19 protein-coding genes are annotated in these 23,329 nt (G+C 42.5%); 5 read left to right on the forward strand and 14 right to left on the reverse strand.

The features are described from left to right. Positions 1–62: 62 nt before the first annotated feature. The 3 genes from ACSSVW_RS19055 to ACSSVW_RS19065 form a co-directional block, all read right to left on the reverse strand. The gene (locus ACSSVW_RS19055; RefSeq protein ID WP_036971469.1) at positions 63–578 is read right to left on the reverse strand and encodes a DUF2489 domain-containing protein; all 516 of its coding nucleotides are present in this window, start codon (positions 576–578) and stop codon (positions 63–65) included. Continuing rightward, positions 575–1,177 (reverse strand): Der GTPase-activating protein YihI, encoded by a 603-nt coding sequence (yihI, locus tag ACSSVW_RS19060; protein ID WP_036971473.1) that lies wholly within the window; start codon positions 1,175–1,177, stop codon positions 575–577. Before yihI ends, ACSSVW_RS19055 begins: the two co-directional genes overlap by 4 nt. A gap of 750 nt (positions 1,178–1,927) precedes the next feature. Beyond that, positions 1,928–2,560 carry a c-type cytochrome gene (locus ACSSVW_RS19065; RefSeq protein WP_036971475.1) on the reverse strand — a complete coding sequence of 211 codons (633 nt, stop codon included), beginning with the start codon at positions 2,558–2,560 and terminating at the stop codon, positions 1,928–1,930. A 283-nt stretch (positions 2,561–2,843) separates the two neighbouring features. Between ACSSVW_RS19065 and yihA the strand changes: the two genes are divergently transcribed. Further along, complete coding sequence (gene yihA / locus ACSSVW_RS19070) at positions 2,844–3,509, forward strand: ribosome biogenesis GTP-binding protein YihA/YsxC (RefSeq protein WP_036971477.1); 666 nt, start codon at positions 2,844–2,846, stop codon at positions 3,507–3,509. Positions 3,510–3,513: 4 nt separating this feature from the next. On the opposite strand, the gene ACSSVW_RS19075 is transcribed toward yihA, so the two are convergent. The 3 genes from ACSSVW_RS19075 to polA all read right to left on the reverse strand — a co-directional run bounded on the left by ACSSVW_RS19075 (position 3,514) and on the right by polA (position 7,882). After that, the gene (locus tag ACSSVW_RS19075) at positions 3,514–4,032 is read right to left on the reverse strand and encodes a DUF1285 domain-containing protein (protein ID WP_036971479.1); all 519 of its coding nucleotides are present in this window, start codon (positions 4,030–4,032) and stop codon (positions 3,514–3,516) included. Then, complete coding sequence (locus ACSSVW_RS19080; RefSeq protein ID WP_036971482.1) at positions 4,032–4,619, reverse strand: YceI family protein; 588 nt, start codon at positions 4,617–4,619, stop codon at positions 4,032–4,034. The genes ACSSVW_RS19075 and ACSSVW_RS19080 overlap by 1 nt, the downstream gene beginning before the upstream one ends. Before the next feature lie 527 nt (positions 4,620–5,146). Further along, entirely contained in the window at positions 5,147–7,882 is a 2,736-nt protein-coding gene (gene polA, locus ACSSVW_RS19085; RefSeq protein WP_454179925.1) for a DNA polymerase I, read from the reverse strand. A gap of 511 nt (positions 7,883–8,393) precedes the next feature. On the opposite strand from polA, the gene elbB reads away from it, so the two are divergent. The 3 genes from elbB (at position 8,394) to ACSSVW_RS19100 (ending at position 12,400) form a co-directional block, all read left to right on the forward strand. Continuing rightward, positions 8,394–9,044, forward strand: a complete 651-nt coding sequence (elbB, locus tag ACSSVW_RS19090) for an isoprenoid biosynthesis glyoxalase ElbB (RefSeq protein WP_454179926.1) — start codon at positions 8,394–8,396, stop codon at positions 9,042–9,044. 181 nt (positions 9,045–9,225) lie between these two features. Next, positions 9,226–9,618 carry a c-type cytochrome gene (locus ACSSVW_RS19095; protein WP_036971493.1) on the forward strand — a complete coding sequence of 131 codons (393 nt, stop codon included), beginning with the start codon at positions 9,226–9,228 and terminating at the stop codon, positions 9,616–9,618. Between the two features lie 202 nt (positions 9,619–9,820). Beyond that, positions 9,821–12,400, forward strand: a complete 2,580-nt coding sequence (locus ACSSVW_RS19100) for a diguanylate cyclase domain-containing protein (RefSeq protein WP_036971496.1) — start codon at positions 9,821–9,823, stop codon at positions 12,398–12,400. Positions 12,401–12,424: 24 nt separating this feature from the next. Here ACSSVW_RS19100 and rep read toward each other — a convergent pair whose 3' ends face one another. After that, positions 12,425–14,437 (reverse strand): DNA helicase Rep, encoded by a 2,013-nt coding sequence (rep, locus tag ACSSVW_RS19105; RefSeq protein WP_036971502.1) that lies wholly within the window; start codon positions 14,435–14,437, stop codon positions 12,425–12,427. A gap of 110 nt (positions 14,438–14,547) precedes the next feature. Here rep and ubiK point away from each other — a divergent pair, with 110 nt between their 5' ends. After that, positions 14,548–14,811, forward strand: a complete 264-nt coding sequence (gene ubiK / locus ACSSVW_RS19110; protein WP_036971505.1) for a ubiquinone biosynthesis accessory factor UbiK — start codon at positions 14,548–14,550, stop codon at positions 14,809–14,811. A gap of 46 nt (positions 14,812–14,857) precedes the next feature. On the opposite strand, the gene can is transcribed toward ubiK, so the two are convergent. The 7 genes from can to ilvG all read right to left on the reverse strand — a co-directional run bounded on the left by can (position 14,858) and on the right by ilvG (position 23,305). Continuing rightward, positions 14,858–15,520 (reverse strand): carbonate dehydratase, encoded by a 663-nt coding sequence (gene can, locus ACSSVW_RS19115; protein ID WP_036971509.1) that lies wholly within the window; start codon positions 15,518–15,520, stop codon positions 14,858–14,860. Between the two features lie 18 nt (positions 15,521–15,538). Beyond that, positions 15,539–16,717: a methyltransferase gene (locus ACSSVW_RS19120; protein WP_036971512.1), complete on the reverse strand. Its 1,179-nt coding sequence runs from the start codon at positions 16,715–16,717 to the stop codon at positions 15,539–15,541. Between the two features lie 51 nt (positions 16,718–16,768). Then, positions 16,769–17,803, reverse strand: a complete 1,035-nt coding sequence (locus ACSSVW_RS19125; RefSeq protein ID WP_230236836.1) for an ABC transporter substrate-binding protein — start codon at positions 17,801–17,803, stop codon at positions 16,769–16,771. Positions 17,804–17,891: 88 nt separating this feature from the next. After that, on the reverse strand, positions 17,892–19,445 hold the full coding sequence (ilvA, locus tag ACSSVW_RS19130) for a threonine ammonia-lyase, biosynthetic (RefSeq protein WP_454179931.1): 1,554 nt from the start codon (positions 19,443–19,445) through the stop codon (positions 17,892–17,894). Between the two features lie 2 nt (positions 19,446–19,447). Continuing rightward, positions 19,448–21,304, reverse strand: coding sequence for a dihydroxy-acid dehydratase (gene ilvD, locus ACSSVW_RS19135; protein ID WP_036971518.1), 1,857 nt, complete (start codon positions 21,302–21,304; stop codon positions 19,448–19,450). A 109-nt stretch (positions 21,305–21,413) separates the two neighbouring features. Further along, entirely contained in the window at positions 21,414–21,659 is a 246-nt protein-coding gene (ilvM, locus tag ACSSVW_RS19140; protein ID WP_036971521.1) for an acetolactate synthase 2 small subunit, read from the reverse strand. Further along, on the reverse strand, positions 21,656–23,305 hold the full coding sequence (gene ilvG, locus ACSSVW_RS19145) for an acetolactate synthase 2 catalytic subunit (RefSeq protein WP_454179933.1): 1,650 nt from the start codon (positions 23,303–23,305) through the stop codon (positions 21,656–21,658). The genes ilvM and ilvG overlap by 4 nt, the downstream gene beginning before the upstream one ends. Positions 23,306–23,329 lie beyond the last annotated feature (24 nt).

The raw sequence follows: 23,329 nt of genomic DNA on the forward strand, positions 1-23,329 counted from the left end.
TATATCAATCATGCTCATACAAAAAAGCAGAGCTTCAAGGCTCTGCTTTTTTATGTTGAAAGCTAGTTAAATACGACGTTTTCACTGCCTGGCGCGGCTTTAAACTCGTCTATTAACTTAACACAGTCAGCTTTAATTTCATCGCTGTGTTGCTCTTCAGCACGCCAACGCGTGGAATCCATCTTGAAGACCTCTTTTTTTGAGTACTTCTTACGTGCATCATGCGTTGGCATGTCTTTTACGACATTGTACATTTTATAAATGCCAGGGTAGCGTTCGCGTAAATCAAACTCTTCTGCGAAACTGTATTGAGAAATAAGAACCCAAATACGTAAGCAACCTTCTGAAAATTCACACTGCTCTTCATTCATTGCACGCGCAATTAAATGAATACTGTCCGCTAACTTAGCATTTCGAGTCGCTTTTGACGCGGCAAGCTTTTGCTCATGCTCAGCTTGTTTTTTTGCGATAAGCTTATTTTGAGCATTTACCTTGTATAGTAATTGCCCTGCATAAAAAGCCAGTCCTGCGATAATTGCCGCCCCAATAACAATGGCAATAATCAAGGTTGTGCTCATCTATCATCCTCATCTTCGTCATCGTACCATTCATTTGCTAAGTCATCAGATAGGTACTTATCGAAATCAGAGCCGCCTTCAACATCAAAGTCATCTTCAAAGTCGTCTTCGTAGTCATCATCTTCGTCTTCGATTCCTAGCAGCTCACACAATGCTTGGTGACGAGCGATACGGCTATTGAAGTACTTCGCATCTTTGCCAGTCAATAACTCGCCACGCTCATGGCGTTCAACCAACTTTAATAAACGCTCATCATTTTCTAACGCTTCAAGCTCTTGCTCTGGTGTTAGCTCTGGCTCTGACACTTTTTTCAATTCAACCATTGGTTGTAAATTACGTTTCATTTCGACTTTAGGATCAGCCTTGACCGCCACTAATGAAACCGGTTTTTTACTACCAACACGCTTATCTTGCGATTGATTGTTTGTAGCAGCTTTATCACCCTTTTGAGCATCTGGCGCATTGCGTGAACCAGGCTTAGCCCCTTTGGTTTTCTTAACTCGCTGCTCTTTTAGTGCGCGCATCTCTCTAAGCTTTTCCTTACTTAGACGTACTGGACCATTTGATGGAATTTTACGCGACTTTTTCTTTCTACTCATATATTGATCATCTCACTTAAGAGGTTGTGCACAACACCTTAATGGCATTGTAATGCTGGCATAACCAGAAGAATTCGGTGTGCGGATGAGGTTGGTCAACTTGACGAACTGCGCACTTTTCATACTTATAGTACAAACGGTGGCTATTGTAACAGGACAAATAAAAAGGCGGTAGAGAAAACATCTCTACCGCCTACTAATCTGAGCGCCAATTAACTGGACACTTCTCCCTTCGACTTTTTAGTCTTTATTATTTTTATTATTATTGTTTTTCCATTTTGTTGTTATTTTTACCTTCCATGTAGCATTCCATTTTGTTTTTATTATTAAACTTCCATGAGCTTTTATTATTCTCGGTCAATCCTGACACTTTTTTGTTATTTCCTTTAGGACACTAATCAGTGTCTTCCCCTAAAGATTTGCCGCAGTCACTTTCCTTATTACATTGTCCATGTTGTTTTGCTGTCTCAGCGACAGTGGTTAATTTACCCATTAATAATTTTGTTACAACTAATTTATATAATTTTTCTTACAACGAAGAGTTTGTAACAATATCATCTTAAATAATAACAAAGACTTACATAAAATGAAGAAATAAAAATAAGACTTAGCTTACAGTTGGATATGGTCAATGTCTCACAAGAAAGTAGGAAATTACGGCATGCTGCAAATGTAAAAAAAGCAGCTTGCGCTGCTTTTTTGTAAACTGTCTAAATTATAATGCTAGTAATTTAAGCTAGCAATCAGACTTTAGTGTAAGCCACCTAAGTATTTTGAAAGTACTTCGATGTCTTTGTCTGTTAGTTTTTTAGCAATGTCTTGCATCATGCCATTTAAGTCGTTATTGCGCGTACCATCACGGAACTTTTCAAGTTGCGACTTAATGTATTCAGGATGCTGAAACGAAACTTTAGGGAATTTAGCAAGCGATGTGCCGTTACCACGCGGACCGTGACACGCTGCACAAGCTGGGATTCCACGCTCTGCATCACCGGCTTTATAAAGCTGTTGACCAACTTCAACAACATCTTTAGGTGTTACACCCTCAGACATGTTTAATGAAGAGAAGTAAGCTGCTAGGTCTTTCATATCTTGATCGCTAAGCGGCATAGCCATACCACTCATTACAGGGTCCATACGGCCCTCTTTGCCACCCGATGTCATACCTAGTTTAAACTCTTGTAGTTGTTTATAGATATAATCTGCGTGTTGACCTGCAATCTTAGGGTAGATATTAACCGGCGCATTACCGTCTGGGCCGTGACAGGCCGCACACGTTGCCGATTTTTCTTTACCTGCGTTTACATCGCCATCAAATGCTGTTGCGTTGCTTGCTGACAACGCACCAAGCAATATAGTTAAAGATAGTGCTATTTTTTTCATGGTGAATTCTCTGTTTCCGACCCTGTATCATCTACAATATGGATGTTGTGATTTCTATATTCTACACGATAATAAATTCTCTGGCACGTTTTCTGCCCACATTAAGCTTATAATTTATAGGGATTTGACTTAGATTAAGTTTCTACCTAGCAATTTTCCTTGTTCAAAGCCAAGTTAGCACGCTTAAATACGCTTTTGAATGCTGCTTTAATAGTATAAAATACGTGCCTTGAGTGGTTTTCGACCACTGACTGTTATTATTTATAAAAGATTAGGAGAGCCTGTGCTCAAATCTCGTATCAAATACAATACTGCGTCCTTTGTTACCAGCGCACCTGATATCTCTCGTTTACCTGCTGATACGGGGATTGAAGTCGCGTTCGCCGGTCGTTCAAACGCCGGTAAATCAAGTGCTCTTAACACCTTAACAGACCAAAAGTTAGCACGTACCTCAAAAACACCTGGTCGTACGCAACTTATAAACACCTTTGAGCTCGATGCCGACAAGCGCCTAATCGATTTACCGGGGTACGGTTTTGCGAAAGTCCCCATTGAAATGAAAAAGAAATGGCAAAAATCATTAGGTGAATATTTACAAAAACGCCAAAGCCTTAAAGGCATTGTTGTGTTAATGGATATTCGTCACCCACTTAAAGATTTAGACCGCGACTTAATCGACTGGGCGGTCGGGAGTGAAATTCCGGTTCTTGCGTTACTCACTAAAGCCGACAAACTAAAGCAAGGTGCACGCAAAGCACAAGTTTTACAAGTTCGTCGTGAACTAAGCAGCTTAGAGGGCGATATTACAGTTCATGCCTTTTCATCATTGAAAGGGACAGGCTTACCTGAAGTTGCTAAAAAGCTAGACGAATGGTTCTTAGGGCCTATTGAAATGCAAGAAGCAGAGTCGGAATCGGAATCAGAATCAGATCAACAACCAGACGCTTAAGTTATTAAGCCAAGTAGTAGTGCTTGGATAATGACTCAATGAAATAGCCATCCTCATCAGAGCTGGCTATTTCAGCCCACTGATAATACACATTCCTCGATACTCTGGCAGCCAGTCCATGCGGCAATTTAAGGTATGGTACCGTCACGTTTTCAAATTCACGCAGTTGCAGTGGCTGACACGCAGTGACTAACCAAGTGCGCTGTAAATTATCAATACAACACAACGCGTTTCCTTGCTCTGTTTCTTCAAAGCGCCAATCTACGATAATAAAAGGCACATCGGCCACGGTGATAGCCATTTTCTCGACAGGCGTTTTTAGATAATAGCTGTCTGCTTCTTTGCAAAGAACAGAGGCAAACAGCTTAACCATCGCTTCTCGTTTTATTTCACTGCCCGCGTAGAACCACACGCCATGCACATCAATGCTAATTGGCAACTGACCACAATGGGTCGGTTGCCACTTATCAAATGGTTTGTCTGGCTGTGCAAGTGCGGTTTCTAGCTCAGCAAGTGACTGCATTACTTTTCTTTATCAAGAGTCAGTGAAAATGTAACCGGAACGGCAGTAGCAATTGACGGTAAACCAGCCAGTTTTTGTAATTCAGCAATACCTTCAGTCACTTTAAAATCAGCAGCATTAATAATCACGGGCGTAAACGATGACACAGTTACATCACCCGTTGGCGACATATTAGCAAGTACATCAAGTGTTAGTTCTTTCTTATTACCATGAAAATCAAGTTCAGCTTTAAGACCTTTTAATACATGCTGCCCAGGCACGAGCTTTGATAAAGCTTGGCTTAAATCAGCTGTTAATACGGCATTAGGAAACTGGGCTGTTTCAAACAGGAGCTTAGTCATGCGCTCGTTACGGATGGGGATCAGCGTTTCAACAGACGTCAGGTCGATCACTAACTTAAATTGACCTTGCTCGTTTAAGGTTCCTGATACGTTTTTAAAATGATGAGCTTCAGCGATTGCGTTTTTCTTTATTGAAACAAAGCTTACATTGCTTTGTTCATTATTAACTTGCCAATTAGCACTCGCCAATGGGGCAACAAATAAACTTGATAATGATAAGGCTGTAATAGCCAAAGATTTAAACATAACGCATTCCTTCGAAAGTAATTAAGAATCACTTTGATGGTATCACCTGCGCTAATTTGTGCAATGAATTGTATGATAAGAACAAGAAAAAACGGCTCACTCAATAAAGAGTGAGCCGGTATAGCAAACTGGGGAGAAGCTATCAATACGTTGCATCTTTTCAGATGCATCATCAACAGGATGTCCTACAGGATGAGGACGGCGCGGACTTTAGCAAATACCCACCTAAAAATAAATTAAATATGCAGCAAAAGACCATTAATTGATAAACATATAACGAAACTCTAAAACCGTCTTTTCTTGTTAACCATAAGTTTACAAAACAAGTGCTCGTTCAACTGGCATAAGAGGTCATTCTCAACGGATCACACGCTCACTTTGTATGATCAAAATAACTGTGTGGTGAAGATTCAAAGTGCTCGTTTTACGTTTGGGCGGGTTAAAACATGGGCGGTATTAATGTGCAGGTTATCCTCATTGCCGAATACCCAGCATTAAGCAAGATATTCGGCATAAAATCAGCAAAACTAGTGAGCTTGCTGCCAGTTATCCCCACTGTCTGCTTCAACAATAAGGGGGACATCAAGGGTCGCAGCTTCTGACATCAGCTTACAGATTTCAGCTTTGAACTCATCAACACACTCTTCTTTAATTTCAAACACTAATTCATCGTGTACTTGCATAAGTAGCTTCACTGCGCCTTCGGCTTGGGCATTTACCCACTGATGCACTTTAAGCATTGCTTTTTTAATAATATCGGCGGCAGTGCCTTGCATTGGCGCGTTAATAGCAGCACGTTCTGCCGCTTTACGTCGTGCGCCATTACGCGCATTGATCTCTGGTAAATGTAAGCGTCGACCAAAAATGGTTTCTACATACCCTTTATCCGCCGCTTTTTGACGCGTCGTTTCCATGTATTCAAGTACACCTGGGAAACGCTCAAAGTACTTATCAATATAGTGCTGTGCTTCGTGGCGAGGCACATCTAATTGACGAGATAAACCAAATGCCGACATACCGTAAATTAAGCCAAAATTGACAGCTTTCGCTTTACGACGCATATCGCTGGTGACGTCCTCAAGACTAACACCAAAGACCTCTGCCGCTGTTGCACTGTGTACGTCTAAGCCATTGGCAAAGGCGGTCAGTAAGCCTTTATCTTGCGATAAATGCGCCATAATACGTAATTCAATTTGGCTGTAATCGGCAGCCACAATTTTATGGCCCGCTGCCGCAATAAATGCTTCACGGATACGACGCCCTTCTTCCGAGCGGATCGGAATATTTTGTAAATTAGGATCTGTTGAACTTAAACGCCCTGTTGCCGTTACCGCTTGATGATACGAGGTATGTACGCGTTTGGTACGCTCATTCACCATTAATGGCAGCTTATCTGTGTAAGTTGATTTCAACTTTGATAAACCACGATGCTCAATGATTACTTTAGGTAAAGGATAATCATGCGCCAGCTCTTGCAATACTTCTTCTGCTGTAGATGGCGCACCTTTTGGCGTTTTTTTAATTACTGGCAGTTCAAGCTTCTCAAATAAAATTGCTTGTAGTTGTTTAGGTGAGCCTAAGTTAAACTTTTCACCCGCCATGTCATATGCTTCTTGTTCAAGCTCGAGTAAACGTTCACCCAATCGCTGGCTATGCGCAGCTAACATGGTACTGTCAATCGCGACACCAGTACGCTCAATATCTGAAAGTACAGAGACAAGCGGTAACTCAATCTCTTCAAATACTGATTTAAGTTGGCTATCAGCTTCAATCTTCGGCCACAACACCTCGTGTAAGCGTAATGTAATATCAGCGTCTTCAGCGGCATATGGCGCTGCTTTTTCAAGTTCAATTTGATTAAAAGTCAGCTGCTTTTTGCCTTTTCCGGCAATCTCTTCAAAACTGATATTTTTATGCCCTAGGTATTTAAGTGCTAACGAGTCCATATCATGACGACTGCCCACACTATTAAATACATACGACTCCAACATCGTGTCGTATTTTATACCGTTTAATTCAAACCCAGCATTAGCCAGTACACTTTTATCGTATTTTAGGTTTTGCCCCACTTTCGCTTTACGCTCGTCGGCTAAAATTGGGCCAATTTTTGCCATTACCGTGTCGAGTGTTAATTGTTCTGGCGCATCGGGATAATCGTGAGCAACCGGAATATACGCCGCTTCGCCGGCCTTAACCGCAAAGCTCATACCAACTAATTGTGCCTGCATGTAATCAAGGCTGGTTGTTTCGGTATCAAAGGCAAATAACTCAGCCTCATTTAACTGCTTAACTAGCGTATCAAGTTGTTGCTCAGTAAGAATGGTTTCGTAATGAGCATCACTCACTTGTGGCAATTCATTTTCTTCGGTTGGTACATCTAAATGTGTATCTGCGTCTTTCGGGTTATCGAGTAATTCAGCTAACCAGCGACGGAACTCGCACTCACCGTATAAAGCAATTAACTCATCTCGATTAGGCTCTTGTAACTTGAAGCTTTCTAGGTCAGATTCAACCTCGACATCACATTTTATCGTTGCCAGTTCGTAACTCAGTGGTAAATGATCAAGCGCAGCTGCCAGCTTTTCGCCTATTTTGCCTTTGATCTCACCGGCATGATCGATTACGCCTTGTAACGAGCCATACTTTTGTAACCATTTCACCGCAGTTTTAGGGCCGCAACCATCAACGCCAGGAATGTTATCAACCTTGTCGCCCATCAGCGCTAAGTAGTCGATGATCAATTCAGGGCCTACACCAAACTTTTCAACCACCGTATCAGGATCTGAAATACTATCGGTCATGGTGTTAATAAGTGTGACGTGCTCATTCACAAGCTGCGCCATATCTTTATCACCTGTAGAGATCAACACATGGCGTTCTTGCTCAGAAGCAATGCGTGCAAATGTACCAATAACATCGTCAGCCTCGACCCCTTCAATACTAATAAGCGGAAAACCCATCGCCTTAATAATATTATGAAGTGGTGCTATTTGTGTGCGTAAGTCATCCGGCATAGGTGGACGATTCGCTTTATATTCACTGTACATGTCATTTCTAAAGGTTTTACCTTTGGCATCAAACACCACCACCATATGCGACGGATCATATTGTTTGATTAGACTCTTAAGCATATTAACAACGCCATAAATAGCCCCTGTAGCCTCTCCTTTCGAGTTTGTTAGGTGAGGAGGTGAATGATATGCGCGGAATAAATAGGAAGAACCATCAACAAGAATAAGTGGATTTTCAGGGATCTGAGCCATGGTGAAATTGGATCCTAAATGAATAACAATAAATTGATTGTAAGCATGCCATAAGGCTATGAAGAAAACGACTGTGAATTATTGAGCAGTAACACATTCATAAATAGCAAGCTGTGGATAACTTTGTAGATAAAACCCACGAGCAATTCTCCCAAAATGTAAAAACATTTAGGAATTTTCTGTAAGCACATGTTTTGGTTTAAAAAAGATAATACGAGGTTCTTTTTTTATTATTTTTATCCGATGTGGAAAACGGTTTTAGCTACTCATGTCCATTGCTTGCTTAACGATGAATAAATATCCCTTTTCATAACCGGAGGAGTATTCTAGCACAATGGATCAAAGATCATAGCGATCCTTTATACTTTTTTGTACGTTTGTATTTTATAAAAAGGCATAAACAGCAATTTACCAAGCGTCTCGAGCAGTCGACCCAGAAAACTTTTTTATTTTGTCGACTGACACGCATAATTGCTACACTAACCAAAGTTGCATTAAGGAGGAATATCTAATGAAAAAAGTGGCTGTAATTTTAGCGGGTTGCGGTGTTTACGATGGCGCAGAAATCAATGAAGCAGTATTAACTTTGCTACACATAGCCAAAGCAGGTGCACGCTATCAATGTTTTGCTCCTGACATTGAGCAACTGCATACCATTAACCACTTAACCGGTGAAGAGATGACACCAAATCGTAATGTTTTAGTGGAAGCAGCACGTATTGCGCGTGGCGAAATAAAAGCTATCACAGAACTAAACGTGAATGAATTTGACGCGCTCATCATACCCGGCGGCTATGGTGCGGCAAAAAACTTATCTGACTTTGCTGTAAAAGGCGCAGATGCTCAAGTACAAGATGATGTACTCCATGCGTGTACTGCGTTTGTTAAAGCTAATAAAGCAGCGGGATATATGTGTATTGCACCTGCCATGCTGCCACTTATTTATGGCCAAGGCGTAAAAACAACCATTGGTACCGACCAAGATACCGCAGCGGCTATTCAACAACTAGGCGGCGATCACCAATACTGTGCCGTTGACGACATTGTTGTAGATGAACAACATAAAGTGGTTACAACCCCTGCATATATGCTTGCGCAAAGCATTTTAGAGGCTGATGCTGGGATTGAAAAATTAGTCAGTAAAGTATTAGAACTGGCATAATAACACTGTAGCGATTCAGCACATAAAGCTGATTTTTATTGCGCTGGAGCAAAAAATGGCTTTTTTTATCAAGAAAAAGCCTTTCAGATCATTTTATAAATTGTGGCTTAGCGTTATAATCGTTCTAATTTCCGTCAGATATCGTGATTGATCACGTTCAAATCGAAGTGAGCAAGGCAAAATGAAAAAACTATCAGCTGCATTATTACTGCTAGCAACAACGGCATACGCACAAGCGTATGACAACTCTTTGACTGAAGACGCAATTAAGAAGCGTCTAGCGCCAATTGGTTCTGTATATCTAGAAGGTGATAAAGCTGCTGCGGCTGCTGAACCTACTGGTCCTCGTTCTGGCGAGCAGGTGTATCAAGCATCATGTTTCGCTTGTCACGGTACTGGCGCATTAGGCGCACCTAAATCAGCTGATGATTGGGCTCCTCGTATCGCTAAAGGCAAAGACACTTTACTTGATCACGCCTTAAATGGTTTCAATGCAATGCCTCCTAAAGGTACGTGTATGGACTGTTCTGATGAAGAAATCAGTGCTGCTATCGACTTTATGACAAGCAAATAACAGTTATAAACACATAATACGAAGGGCTTAATTTATTAGGCCCTTTTTTTATGCCTGAAACACGCACAAAAATAATAATTTAGTACTAATAACATTGTCTGTATAACCCCTTAATTAGCCTATCTGCTACTTGACGATCTACGAAAAAAGTGGAACTATAAAGAACAATATTTAAACAATAATAAAAACTGGTTCTAAATCATTGGAAGATTCAGCAACACACATTGATAAGCTAGTCCGTAGAAATGCTCGCTTAAAATCGCTTATACAAAAATATAAGCAATCTCATCACTTGCAACATGCTCTATTACAGTTATCAGAGCAAGCAAGCACTGTTGCCGAATTAACCCTCCTTTACCCCGCTATTCACGATATATTGCAAAGCTTTATCCCAAGTAAAAGCTTTTACGTTGTGCTGCACAACCCTGTGAACGATCTTTTAGAACTGTCGTATTTTGCAGACGAAAAAGATGGGCTTTCTGTGCCCTTAAAATACGATCAACACTTCAAAGAGGGGTTAACTGGTCATGTATTCAAACATGGTAAAACCAGCTACTTTACTAAAGAACAAACCCAACAAGCTGTTGAAAAGGGTCAATTTAAAGCTTTAGGGACCCCCGCAGAGCACTGGGTTGGCGTACCGGTCTATCGTGATAAAACCATCATTGGCGTGATGGTGGCGCAGAGCTACGATAAAGCGCAAAGCTATTCTGAGCAGCAAATTGAACTGTTAGAAGTGATGTCACTTTACCTTGCAACTGCTATAGAACGCGTTAAAAAGCGCGAACTTCTTGAGTCCGAAGTCAAAATTCGCACCCGCGCACTGACGCAAAGTAACCAGGCACTTAATGAAGAAATATTACACCGAAAAAAAGCATTAGAACGACAGCAAATACTGTTTAAGATCTCTGAGCTTGCAACACTGAGTGAAAACTTAGAAGACGTATATCAGCATGTACACAAAATAATAAAAACTATAACGTACGCAGATAACTTATATATTGCGCTGTATGACCAACAATCTCACTGGCTAAGCTTTCCTTACTGCGTTGATGAATACAGCGATAATGCCGAACCTCGGCCATTTGCTAAAGGCTACAGTGAGTTGGTACTGAGTACCGAAAAATGCCAAGTGATTGATGCAAAGCGCGCGAAAAGTCTCATAAAACTGGGTGTCATTGAGAGGCCTAGAGATATTCCGCCCGAAGAATCTGCCACCAGCTGGTTAGGAGCGCCACTAAAGACATCACAAGGGGTAATTGGCTTAATTGTTTGCCAAGCATATAACAATAAACATGAATTTAGCCAAGATGATTGTGAACTCATCACCTTCGTTTCACACCAAATCGCCAATGTAATCCAAGCCCATTTAGCTAACCAAGAACTTAAGCAAAGCCACCAAAAGCTTGAACATCGCGTTGCTGAAAAGACCAAAGAATTGCGCCAAGCCAATATGCACTTACAAATGCAAATGGAAGAGCGTAAAAAAATTGAACAACAGTTATATCACGATGCACATCATGACTCGCTCACCAGCTTACCGAATCGAAGCTTGTTTTTAACACAGCTTGAAAAAACGCTGCAGCATTATCAACGCTATCCAGAGCAACAATTTGCAGTGCTGTTTATCGACTTAGATAAATTTAAAGATATTAACGATCAATTAGGTCACCAAGCTGGGGATCAGTTTTTAATTAGTGTTGCAGAATCATTTTCTCACTGTATTCGAGAACATGATTTACTTGCACGATTAGGCGGCGATGAGTTTGTTGTTTTGCTCACCCATTTAACAGAGCCGCAGCAAGCAGAAGATGTTGCAAAACGCATTATTGAAATCATGAAGAAACCTTTCTGCATGAAAGGTCAATGTATTCAAAGCGGTGCAAGTATAGGGATTACCTACTCAAAAACGAGTTACAAGCACACCGATGAGATTATTCGTGATGCTGATGCGGCCATGTATTATGCTAAAAACGCAGGGCGCAACCGCTTTGAGTGTTTTCATCCTTTACTCAATGCGACGACCTCACAGCATGAAGCTGAAAATATGCATCACCTTGATGATTTACCAATGCATTTTAGAAGCTCAGAAATCATTACGCTTGACGAGTCAGCACATGCTGAGTCGCTATTAGAGGCGTTTGGAGAACACCCTGTACTTGGCAGTACCAGCTTTGAAGTACTCAAGAAGTTTGCCACTGATCGTATTCAGCATTTCGAAGTTGAGCTGAGTTTACTCAAACAAGCTTTTTCATTAGCCGCCCAAACAAAGTTACAAAAGGTGTTATTTCCATGCTCAGGATTAGTGCTTGAACGCATCAACTTTAAAGCGCTATGTCACCTTCTCAAAGCGCATGATGCTAAAAAGATATGTTTATTATTTAATGAACAAGAAATTCGTTATGCATCGGCTGTACAAATAGAAAACCTAAAAAGTCTTGTGGCACAAGGATTCTCGATAGGTTTGAATGAGTTTGCAAAAGATCGCTGTGAATTGAACTTACTGACCGAATTTAAGTTCGATTACTTATTATTAAGCTCAACTTTCAGTAAGCGTGTGCTACAACAAGAAAACTATCATTTACAGCTTCAAGGTGTACTGGCTATTACCCATATTCAAAACATTCAAGTCATAGCCAAAGGCCCATCGATTTTTAATTACCGTACCCTGTTAGATAAACACGGCTTATCGCTGTTTATTGGCAAACAGCATGCACTTGCGCCCTTCAATAAAGAGACGACAAGCACACACTCGACAATACCGCTTGATTTAAATATTTAAACATGTGCATTGAGCATAACGGCGTTACTTTTTAAGCATGGCACGCAAGTTAGCAACACGTGCTTGACCTTTTTCCATTCGCTCTGCTTGAGAAGAAGGCGGTTTCTTTGCTTCAAAGGCCAAATCATCCTGTGGTAACTCCTGCACAAAACGACTCAGCTCTGTATCCGATGTTTCACCAAACTGACGGCGCAGCTTAGCGTATGTCATAACCAACTCTTGCTGGGCTCGTGTGATACCTACGTAAGCAAGACGACGTTCTTCTTCAACGTTATCTTCGTCGATGCTCACTTGATGAGGTAATAACCCTTCTTCCATTCCCACCATAAATACATACGGGTATTCCAAGCCTTTTGAGGCATGCAAAGTCAAAAGCTGTACCGCATCAGATTCATCTTCTTCTTCATTGCGCTCAAGCATATCGCGCAGCGTTAACTTGCTCACCACTTCTGCTAAATTCAACGGGGGGTTATCGGCATCACCGGTCAGCATATCGGTGATCCAACGATATAACTCCGACACATTCTTCATACGCATTTCTGCGGCTTTTGCGCTAGGCGATGACTCGTAAAGATACGCTTCGTAATTAATTTGCCTGACCAGCTCTTTTACCGCTTCGAGCGTGTCACCCCGCACTGCATTATCAGACAGTTCAACCACCCAACGAGCAAACCCTGCTAACGCATTAAAGCCCCGCCCTTTTAAACGATGCGCAAGTTCAGGTTCAAAGCAGGCAGCAAATAAACTAATGTGCTTTTCGTTGGCAAGTGTGCCTAATTTTTCGAGAGTGACGGTACCTATTTCTCGTCGTGGGGTATTCACGATACGTAAAAATGCATTGTCGTCGTCTTGATTAACCAACAAGCGTAAATACGCCATGATATCTTTAATTTCTGAACGTGAGAAAAACGACATTCCGCCACTAATTTTATATGGAATACGGTTACTCATCAGCGCTTTTTCGAATACGCGCGCTTGGTGATTCCCCCGATATAAAATGGCGTAATCTTTATAGCTGGTCCGCTTCATGAACTTATGCGAAATGATCTCTGCAACAACGCGTTCAGATTCATGCTCTTCGTCACGACAGCCAATGACTTTAATCGGTTCACCATAACCTAGTTCACTGAACAGTTTTTTATCAAACTCATGCGGATTATTAGCAATAAGAATATTGGCTGCTTTAAGAATACGCCCTGCACTTCGGTAGTTTTGTTCAAGTTTAATTAAACGCAAACCCGGAAAGTCTTTACTCAATAACACCAGATTTTGTGGTTTAGCACCACGCCACGAATAAATTGATTGGTCATCATCTCCCACCACCGTAAAGCGAGCACGTTCACCCACTAATAACTTAACCAATTGATACTGGCTCGTATTCGTATCTTGATACTCATCCACCAGCAAATAACGAAAACGCTGTTGCCAACGCTCACGTGCCGTCGCATTTTGTCCCAGTAGCAAGGTGGGGATCATGATCAGATCATCAAAATCGAGGGCATTATAAGCACGTAATTGATTTTGATAGCGGGCATACAACTGGGCAAACAGTGCTTTTTGTGGCTCACGCGCTTCACGAATCGCCCGTTCGGGTAAAATAAGCTCGTTCTTCCAACTGCCTATTTGCATTTTTAACAGGTTTAATAAGTCTTTGTCTTTTTTTAGTTCGTCTTCTGTAAGCTCGGTTAATAATTGGTTGGTATCTTGATCATCAAACAATGAGAATCCTGGCTTAAAGCCTAATGTGGTTAATTCTTTTTTGATGATCTCAAGACCTAAGGTATGAAATGTCGAAACCCATAACCCTTTAGACTCTTGCTTACCAAGCGTTTGTGCAACACGCTCGCGCATCTCTTTTGCCGCTTTATTAGTAAAGGTAACGGCTGCTATGTTACGTGCTTGATACTCACACTTTTGCACCAAGTAAGCGATTTTGTTGGTAATTACACGCGTTTTACCTGAGCCTGCGCCGGCTAATACCAAACACGGTCCACTGATATACTTTACCGCTTCATCTTGTTTTGGGTTGAGTTTCATAAGCCCCTAAGAAATTATCCAAAGACAGAACCGGCAATTTTACCGTAATCACTACACTACGCCTAGCCAATAAGGTAAGATTGTTTTTTTACGTGACTCAAGGGACGAAGATGATCAACCCAGCAAAACTTGAAGAAATCGCAAAGCAAATCACTGATAACATGCCACAAGGCGTGAAAAACCTTGCCGACACCATTGAAGGTAAAACGAAGCAAGCTATTCAAAACAAACTTGCTGAGATGGACTTTGTAAGCCGTGATGAGTTTGATATTCAAAGCCAAGTACTTATTCGAACTCGTGAAAAACTCACGGAGCTAGAAGAAAAGGTTGCCTTACTTGAACAGCAACTTGCTAGCAAACAAGACGAACAATAAAAAAAGGTGAGCTACTTAGCTCACCTTTTTTCTATCCAGTTAAGTCTTAACTTTTCTCTGCAATACGTTCGAAAACACGTTTTACCGCAGTACCGTATGTCTCTGTGGCTTCTTCAGCACAGGTCACCACGGATTCAAGATCATTTAAATGACCATTTGCTAAACCATACACCCAACCATGAATCGTAAGTTCTTGGCCTTTCGCCCACGCATCTTGCACGATATTAGTACGACACACGTTACGTACTTGCTCAATTACATTGAGTTCAATCAGGCTGTTTAAACGTTCTTTTTCTGGTAATGCGTTTAACTGTTCGATGTGTTTTTCTTTTACATCACCAACATGACGTAGCCAGTTATCAATTAAGCCAAAGCGTGCTTCATTTAAAACCGCTTGAACACCCCCACAGCCATAGTGTCCAACGACCATAATGTGCTTAACTTTAAGTACTTCAACCGCGTACTGCATGACTGATAAACAGTTATGGTCAGTATGCACAACCACATTTGCAACGTTACGGTGTACAAATAACTCACCCGGTAATAAATCAACTATCTCATTAGCGGGTACACGTGAGTCCGAACAGCCAATCCACAAGTACTCTGGATTTTGTTGCATTGATAGAATTTTAAAAAACTCAGGATCACTTTCACTCGTACGCGCAGCCCAACGTCTATTATTTTCGAATAAATTTTTTAACTTTCTCATTGCGCCTCTTTACGATTTTTAATAATTAGCTTGGATCAAGATATTCCTTGGTGTGAGCTGTTTTTCACAAAACGTACTTACTGATACCTGATAGCCTTGTTGTTGCAAATATAAAGCACGATCGAGCACGAGCCAAACTTCAATTGCTCTTCTGAACACATGTCGGATGAGTTCAATGCGTTCTGTGACCCTTTTACGCTGCTTACCTATCTCTAAAAATGCATTGTAATCAATATCATCTGGTATATGTAGTGACTTTTTATCAGCTGCCCACAAACAAAATGACCTAAAAGAATCAGAAAATACCGCTTTATTCACGGAAGGCACACTCACATAGTGCTGAACACCGGTAATTGATTTACGTAATGCATCAAAACCAAGTCGCCACTCGACTTCTGTTTTTCTCACTTTATCAACCCGACTTGGTGCGGTCACGGTTTCTTGCAAGGCCAGCTTTAAATCGCGATGGGTTAGCGTCAATTGACTGTGCTGTGCGTGCTCACTCATTGCTTGGTAGGCATCGTCGGTAAATAAGTGATAACAACAGGGTGAAAAGCTTATCTGCTGGGTTTTGGCCCGACTTGCCTGCTGCATAAATGTTTGGTGTAAACGACCACATGCATGTAAAGCGACGGCATGTTGCTCTGTTTTAAAAAATGCATCGGTGTTATCCGTTAATACATTCGCTTGTGAAAACTGCATGGCTAATTGTTGCTGCTTAGCACTATGAGCTCCCTGCTCACACAGGTGCTCTTGTAGTTCAATACTGTGTACCGAGGGTGCGCCACTAAATGCCAGCATCCGCCCTAAGTGTCCTTTGCCTGCACACCACTCTAAAACAGGGTGTTGCTGTGAATTTTGGCTGATCGCTGCAACAAAATCTTGTAACTGCTCAAACTTGCGTCCTTTGATGCCATTACTGATCCAAAATGGAAACTCATTCCTTGGCAACTTTGTTGTGGGCAGTTCGCATAAGGCATTAAGTTCATCAACACCGTCTATAGCATCGCAAAAGTATTGATATAAAGCATGCTGGTCGGCATCAAGTTCACTCACTTGGCTGTCATCAATCGCCCATAATAAAGACGTTAATTCAGGCCATGGAATATCATCAAAGTCAAATGCCGTGCATTGCCAGTATTGGCGAGTTGAATAAAGCAGTGTATCTAAAGCAGCAAAGTGCTGGGCAAGTGTCATAACTACAAAAACGACAAAAAATAAAAGTGAGTATAACAGTTTTTAAGAGCTTTAACGCCTTCCATTGCTTATTAGACCAATGTACAAAGGAACACATGCAATGCTCAATATTATCGCTAAAATAAGCATCCAAGATAACTCTATGCCCTCGCTTTGCTGTTGATCATACATAAACCCTGAAAATGCATGATCAAATTCGTCTTGATCGATGTTGTAAAGGTCAGCGATAAGTCGCCATTTAGCCATCGACATGCCCCCCAACTTGCTGCCCGGTGGCTGAATATAGTTAGCGAGTACATCGGCTTCATAAGCAAGTTCCTGCATACTTTTGTGCGGGGCATAATCACGCTGAGTGACATTAATACTCTCATTCATATTATGCAGTGCATAACGCCATCCCTTTAAACTTGCTTGATAAAAACGCTCAACTATATCCGGTTTATTTTTAAGCATAGCCTGCGAGGTATATAAAATATCGCCATACACATTCAGGCCAAATTTTTGTGGACAAATTAATCGGTGCCCAACACCACGCAGTGTTAAAGTATACGGCTCATTAGTTACATACACTTGCACGGCATCAAGTTCGCCAGCTAACCACTGCTCTATTCCGCCTTTTTGGCTTGCAGCCATTAAACTTTGATAATCAAGCCCCGCCCTTTGCAGCATGACTAACAACTCTGCGTTTTCAAGTGAGCTAATTTTACTGAGTTTTTTACCCGCAAAATCACGCGGCTGGAAAATATCAGAGTTATTTTTGACCATCCAACAATAGGGGGAGAACTGCAGCATAGCCGCTAAGGCAACAACGGGGGCACCTTGCACACGTTGTTGCAAAATACCAGAATGCGTAATAGCAAAGTCGGCTTGACCATTTAACACCTGATCAAACGTGTTAGGGTTGTTAGGATCTGCGGGTAAAATAGTGACATCAAGTCCAGCGTCTTTATAAAAGCCTTTTTTTGCTGCCATGTAATAGCCAGCGAACTGGAATTGATGAGTCCATTTTAGTTGCAAGGTCACCTTGTCAGAGCCATTGGCACTTATGCTTAGCATTAAACAGAGTAACCCTAAGTAATAACGCATTCCTCGCACGCATCATCCTTGCTTTACAATCGTGCAATAACTATAGGAAAAATATGCAAAAAATCAAGGCTCCTCGATGGAGCCCAGTTTATTGATTGGCAGCTTTAGCTTCACTCAACTTTTGACCTTGAGTCGTTAAAAATTGTGTGAAACATGGATTATTGGTTTCATCCTGAACATTATAACCAAGACGATTTAAATGCTCGTTAAATACGTCGTAATCACTCGGTTCGATAGCAAATGCAGCAAGTACATTACCTACAGAGCCACCATGATTGCGATAATGGAATAACGTAATATTCCAGTTACTGCCTAACGTATCTAAAAATCGCGCTAATGCACCTGGGTATTCAGGAAATTCAAAACGTAATAATCGCTCATGTAATTGCGCTGGGGCTTTTCCACCCACCATATAACGAATGTGTAATTTAGCCAATTCGTTATCTGACAGGTCACAAAATATATAGCCATTTTCAGTGAGTACCGCTTTTAATTCATCTAGCTCTTGCTGACCTTGGCGAAGTGCAATACCCACAAATATTTGTGCTTCACCCGGTCCTGCATAACGGTAATTAAACTCTGTAATAGCTCGGCCACCTAACGAAGCACAAAATTGCTTAAAGCTGCCTTTTTCTTCTTTGATGGTGACGGCGAGTAATGCTTCGTTCTTTTCACCCAACGCAGTGCGCTCAGCAACGTAGCGTAAACGGTCAAAATTTAAATTCGCGCCCGATAAAATAGCAGCAACATTTAAGCCTTTTACACCGCTTTGCTGACACCATTTTTTCAAACCCGCTGTTGATAAGGCCCCTGAAGGCTCAGCAATTGCACGGGTAGAAACAAAGATATCCTGCATAGCAGCACAAATCTCATCGCCACTCACGGTCACAACTTCATCACAAAACTTTTGTGCTAAGCGGAACGTTTCGGTGCCGATTATTTTTACCGCTACGCCATCAGCAAAACTACCAACGCGGTCAAGCTCCACAGGTTTCCCCGCCTCTAATGCTGCTTTTAAACACGCACTTTCATCCGCTTCAACACCAATTACTTTGATATCAGGTCGCAATGATTTTATGTACACAGCCATTCCCGCCAACAAGCCACCACCGCCAACAGGAATAAAAACGGCATCAAGGTCGTTTAGCTGCTGCATCAGTTCTCGCGCAACTGTGCCTTGACCAATAATGACATCGGGGTCATCAAAAGGAGGCACAAATACGCCATTGCGCTGCTCTGTTAGCGCTAACGCGTGGGCTTTTGCTGCATCAAAGTGATGACCATGTAATACAACCTCACCACCTAGCGCGCGCACTGCACTCACTTTAATTTCGGGTGTGGTTACCGGCATAACAATTGTCGCTTTGTGCCCTAAAAACGATGCACTTAACGCGACGCCTTGAGCATGGTTGCCAGCCGATGCAGTGACCACATCAGAGCCCTTTGGCAACTTACTCAACTTATGGAATGCACCGCGCAATTTAAACGAATAAACGGGTTGTTGGTCTTCACGCTTCAACCACACATGATTACCGAGCCTTGCGCTAAGTTCGGCCATTTCACTGACCTCAGTAACCTTTGCAAGCGGCTCCATATTTGCTTGGATGATAGCGCGAAAATAATCGAGCTCCTGTGAAACCATGATTAACTTAACTCCTCAAGCTTAGCTAAATCACGGACCGCCCCTTTGTCTGCACTGGTTGCCAATAATGCATACGCTTTTAGTGCCGATGATACATAACGCTCACGATCGCGTGGTTTAAAGGCCTCTTTACCACGTGCTAATTGCTTTTGCTTACGTGCTTCAAGCTCTTCATCGCTCAGGGCTAAGGTGATTTCGCGGGTGGCGATATCAATAATAATTTTATCGCCGTTCTCTACATACGCAATTGCTCCCCCGCTGGCAGCCTCAGGCGAGACATGACCAATCGATAAACCAGAGGTACCACCCGAAAAACGGCCATCAGTGATCAATGCACATTTTTCACCTAAACCTACCGATTTTAAGTAGCTGGTCGGGTACAACATCTCTTGCATACCTGGGCCCCCTTTTGGCCCTTCATAGCGGATCACCACAACATCACCCGCTTTTACTTCACCATTTAATATACCTTCAACTGAATCATCCTGTGATTCGTAAACCACTGCTGGGCCTTCAAAATGCAGCATTTCTTCAACAACACCGGCACTTTTAACAATACAACCATCCAGCGCTAAATTTCCCGACAGCACCGCTAAGCCACCATCTTGACGAAACGCATTTTCAACACTGCGAATACAGCCATTTTCACGATCGTTATCCAGTTCAGGCCAACGACATTCTTGGCTCATCGCCTTCGTGGTGCGGATACCCGCTGGGCCTGCTTTATAGAACTTTTGTGCAACGGCATTGTTTGGATCTGTGGCATTCCACTTCTCAACTAACTCCGCCATCGTCATCCCTGCAACGTGATCCACAGACAAATCAACTAAACCCGCTTTACCTAGCTCACGGATAATTGCCATCATGCCACCAGCGCGGTGCACGTCTTCAATGTGATATTTGCTTGTGGCAGGTGCAACTTTACATAAAAAAGGCGTTTTGCGTGAAAGCTCATCAATATGCGACATATCAAAATCGACACCCGCTTCTTGGGCTGCGGCTAATAAATGTAACACCGTGTTTGATGAGCCACCCATTGCAATATCCACCACCATTGCATTCATAAAAGCGGTGCGATTGGCGATGGCACGTGGCAATACGTCGGCATTATCTTTTTGATAATACTCACGGCATAAATCAACGATGCGTGCGCCTGCTTCAACATATAACTGTTTACGGTCTTTATGAGTGGCAAGTGTTGTGCCGTTACCAGGCAATGCCAGACCAATTGCTTCTAATAAGCAGTTCATTGAGTTAGCCGTAAACATCCCCGAACATGAACCACACGTTGGGCACGCTGAGCGCTCTACTTTGTCTGAGTCTTCGTCGCTGACTGAGCTATCGGCACCTTTCACCATGGCATCAACTAAGTCGAGTTTAATGTCGATATCAGCAAGGCGGGTTTTACCTGCTTCCATCGGTCCACCTGACACAAAGATAACCGGAATATTTAAGCGTAATGCAGCCAGCATCATACCTGGGGTGATTTTGTCGCAGTTAGAAATACAGATCATCGCATCGGCACAATGCGCGTTAACCATGTACTCTACTGAGTCAGCAATCAGATCGCGAGAAGGTAGCGAATACAGCATACCGCCGTGGCCCATCGCAATCCCATCATCAATCGCAATGGTATTAAATTCTTTTGGCACACCACCCGCTTCAGTAATCGTTTCGGCCATTAACTCACTGAGTTGGTTTAAATGAACATGCCCTGGAACAAACTGCGTGTATGAATTCACAACAGCGATAATTGGCTTACCGAAGTCCTTATCTGTCATTCCTGTTGCACGCCACAATGCACGTGCGCCTGCGCGTTTACGACCTTCTGTTGTTGTTGCACTTCGTAATTTAGCCATAGTTACCTCTGTTGTTGCAGTGGCGTGCCACTGACTTCCTCATTCCTAATTTATTTCTTACTAAAGCATAGTCTGTGCTGCTCTAGTTACCTGTTGAATTTGTCTGTGATTAAATTGCTTGCTGTTGCAGCTGACTCTCAAGCGTCACATGCTTTACATCGACCAATTTATTTAACTGCGACGTTAATAAATGAATGGGTTTATCGCTAACCACAGTCATAGTCACTCTGAATGCATCTTCTGCCATTTCTAAGTTCATTTTTGTTAGGTCAAAACCGCGATGACGGGCAACGCGTAAAAAGCGCTCAACAGCGACACTTTGATTTTTGAGTGCAATCGTTAGGGTGTGTTTCATTTTACTGTCTCCGTCATCATCTCATCATTGGCTGCACCGGGTGGTACAAGCGGCCATACATTTTCTTTGTCATCGATACAGACATGTAAAATGTAAGGACCTTGACTATTCACAAGTGCATCAATCGCCGTGTCAACTTCATCCGCTCTTGTCACAGTTTGACCTGGGATACCAAACACTGCAGCGAGTTGAACAAAATCAGGGTTATCTGAAAGATTGGTCTCAGAATAACGCCCCTCGAAAAATAACTGCTGCCATTGACGTACCATGCCTAAACGCTGGTTATCTAAGATAAGTATTTTTACTGGTAAATTATTACGGCGAATTGTCGCCAGCTCTTGAATGTTCATCATGATTGAGCCATCACCCGAGACCGTGATAACAAAATCGTTTGGGCGTGCCACTTGTGCACCTATTGCCGCAGGCAAACCAAAGCCCATCGTACCCGCCCCGCCACTGCTTAAATGATTGCTGGGGTGCGAAAACTTCATATGCTGTGCAACCCACATTTGATGCTGGCCCACATCACAGCACACCACACCGGTCTTCGGCATTTTTTGGCTCAGTTGATTTAGCAGGTAAGGCGCAAATACTTTTTCACCCGGGTAGTCATAACGCCACGCATGCTCTTTCATCATACTTTCAATATGTAAAAGCCACTCATCTGGGGTTACAAAGCAATCGAGTTGCGGTAGAGACGTTTTTAAGTCAGCGACGAGAGACGCTTTTACAGGCTTTCGTTTACCGATTTCTGCTGCATCGATATCCAAATGAATAACTTTAGCTTTTGCGGCAAACTTACTTAGGTTGCCCGTAACTCGGTCATCAAAGCGCGCACCAATACACACTAAAACATCGCATTCTTGTACTGCTAAATTAGCCGCTTTGCCACCGTGCATACCTAGCATGCCAAGGTCGTACTCGTAATCAGGTAACACACTCCCCAACGCTTTTAACGTTGTTACCGCTGGCATGTGGGTTTTTTCTAAAAACTGCATAAGCTCGTTTTGTGCATCTGCGGCTTGTACACCGCCCCCCACATAGGCAACGGGTCGTTGTGCTTCACTTAATATTTGATTCGCAATGGCAACTTGGTTGGGGTCAAGTTTTGGCAACGTATCTTCTGCCGCTAACCAAGGATGGAATGGCACCTGTGCCATTTGAATGTCTTTAGGAATATCGACTAACACAGGACCCGGACGCCCTGTTTGCGCTAGGTGGATGGCTTCTTGCAGTATTTCAGCTAAATCTTCAGGGTGTTCAACCATGTAGCTGTGCTTTGTACAAGACAACGACATACCGAGTACATCAATCTCTTGGAATGCATCTGAGCCAATCGCTGCGGTAGGCACTTGCCCCGTTATCGCCAGTAATGGCACCGAATCCATCATCGCGTCAGCCAATGCCGTGATAAGGTTGGTCGCACCCGGGCCTGACGTTGCAAAACACACTCCCAACTTACCCGTACTACGTGCAAAACCTACAGCGGCAAAGCCAGCGCCTTGTTCATGACGGGTCAAATAATGTTTGACTGGCGCGCCATACAAAGCGTCGTAAATAGGCATGATGGCACCACCCGGGTAACCAAAGACATCCTTTACGCCATGTTTGGCTAATAAATCGATTGTTAACTCTGCGCCTGTCATCTTAAATCCTCATTCCTCAGTGAC

This window comes from Pseudoalteromonas sp. MBR-15 (assembly GCF_053628915.1).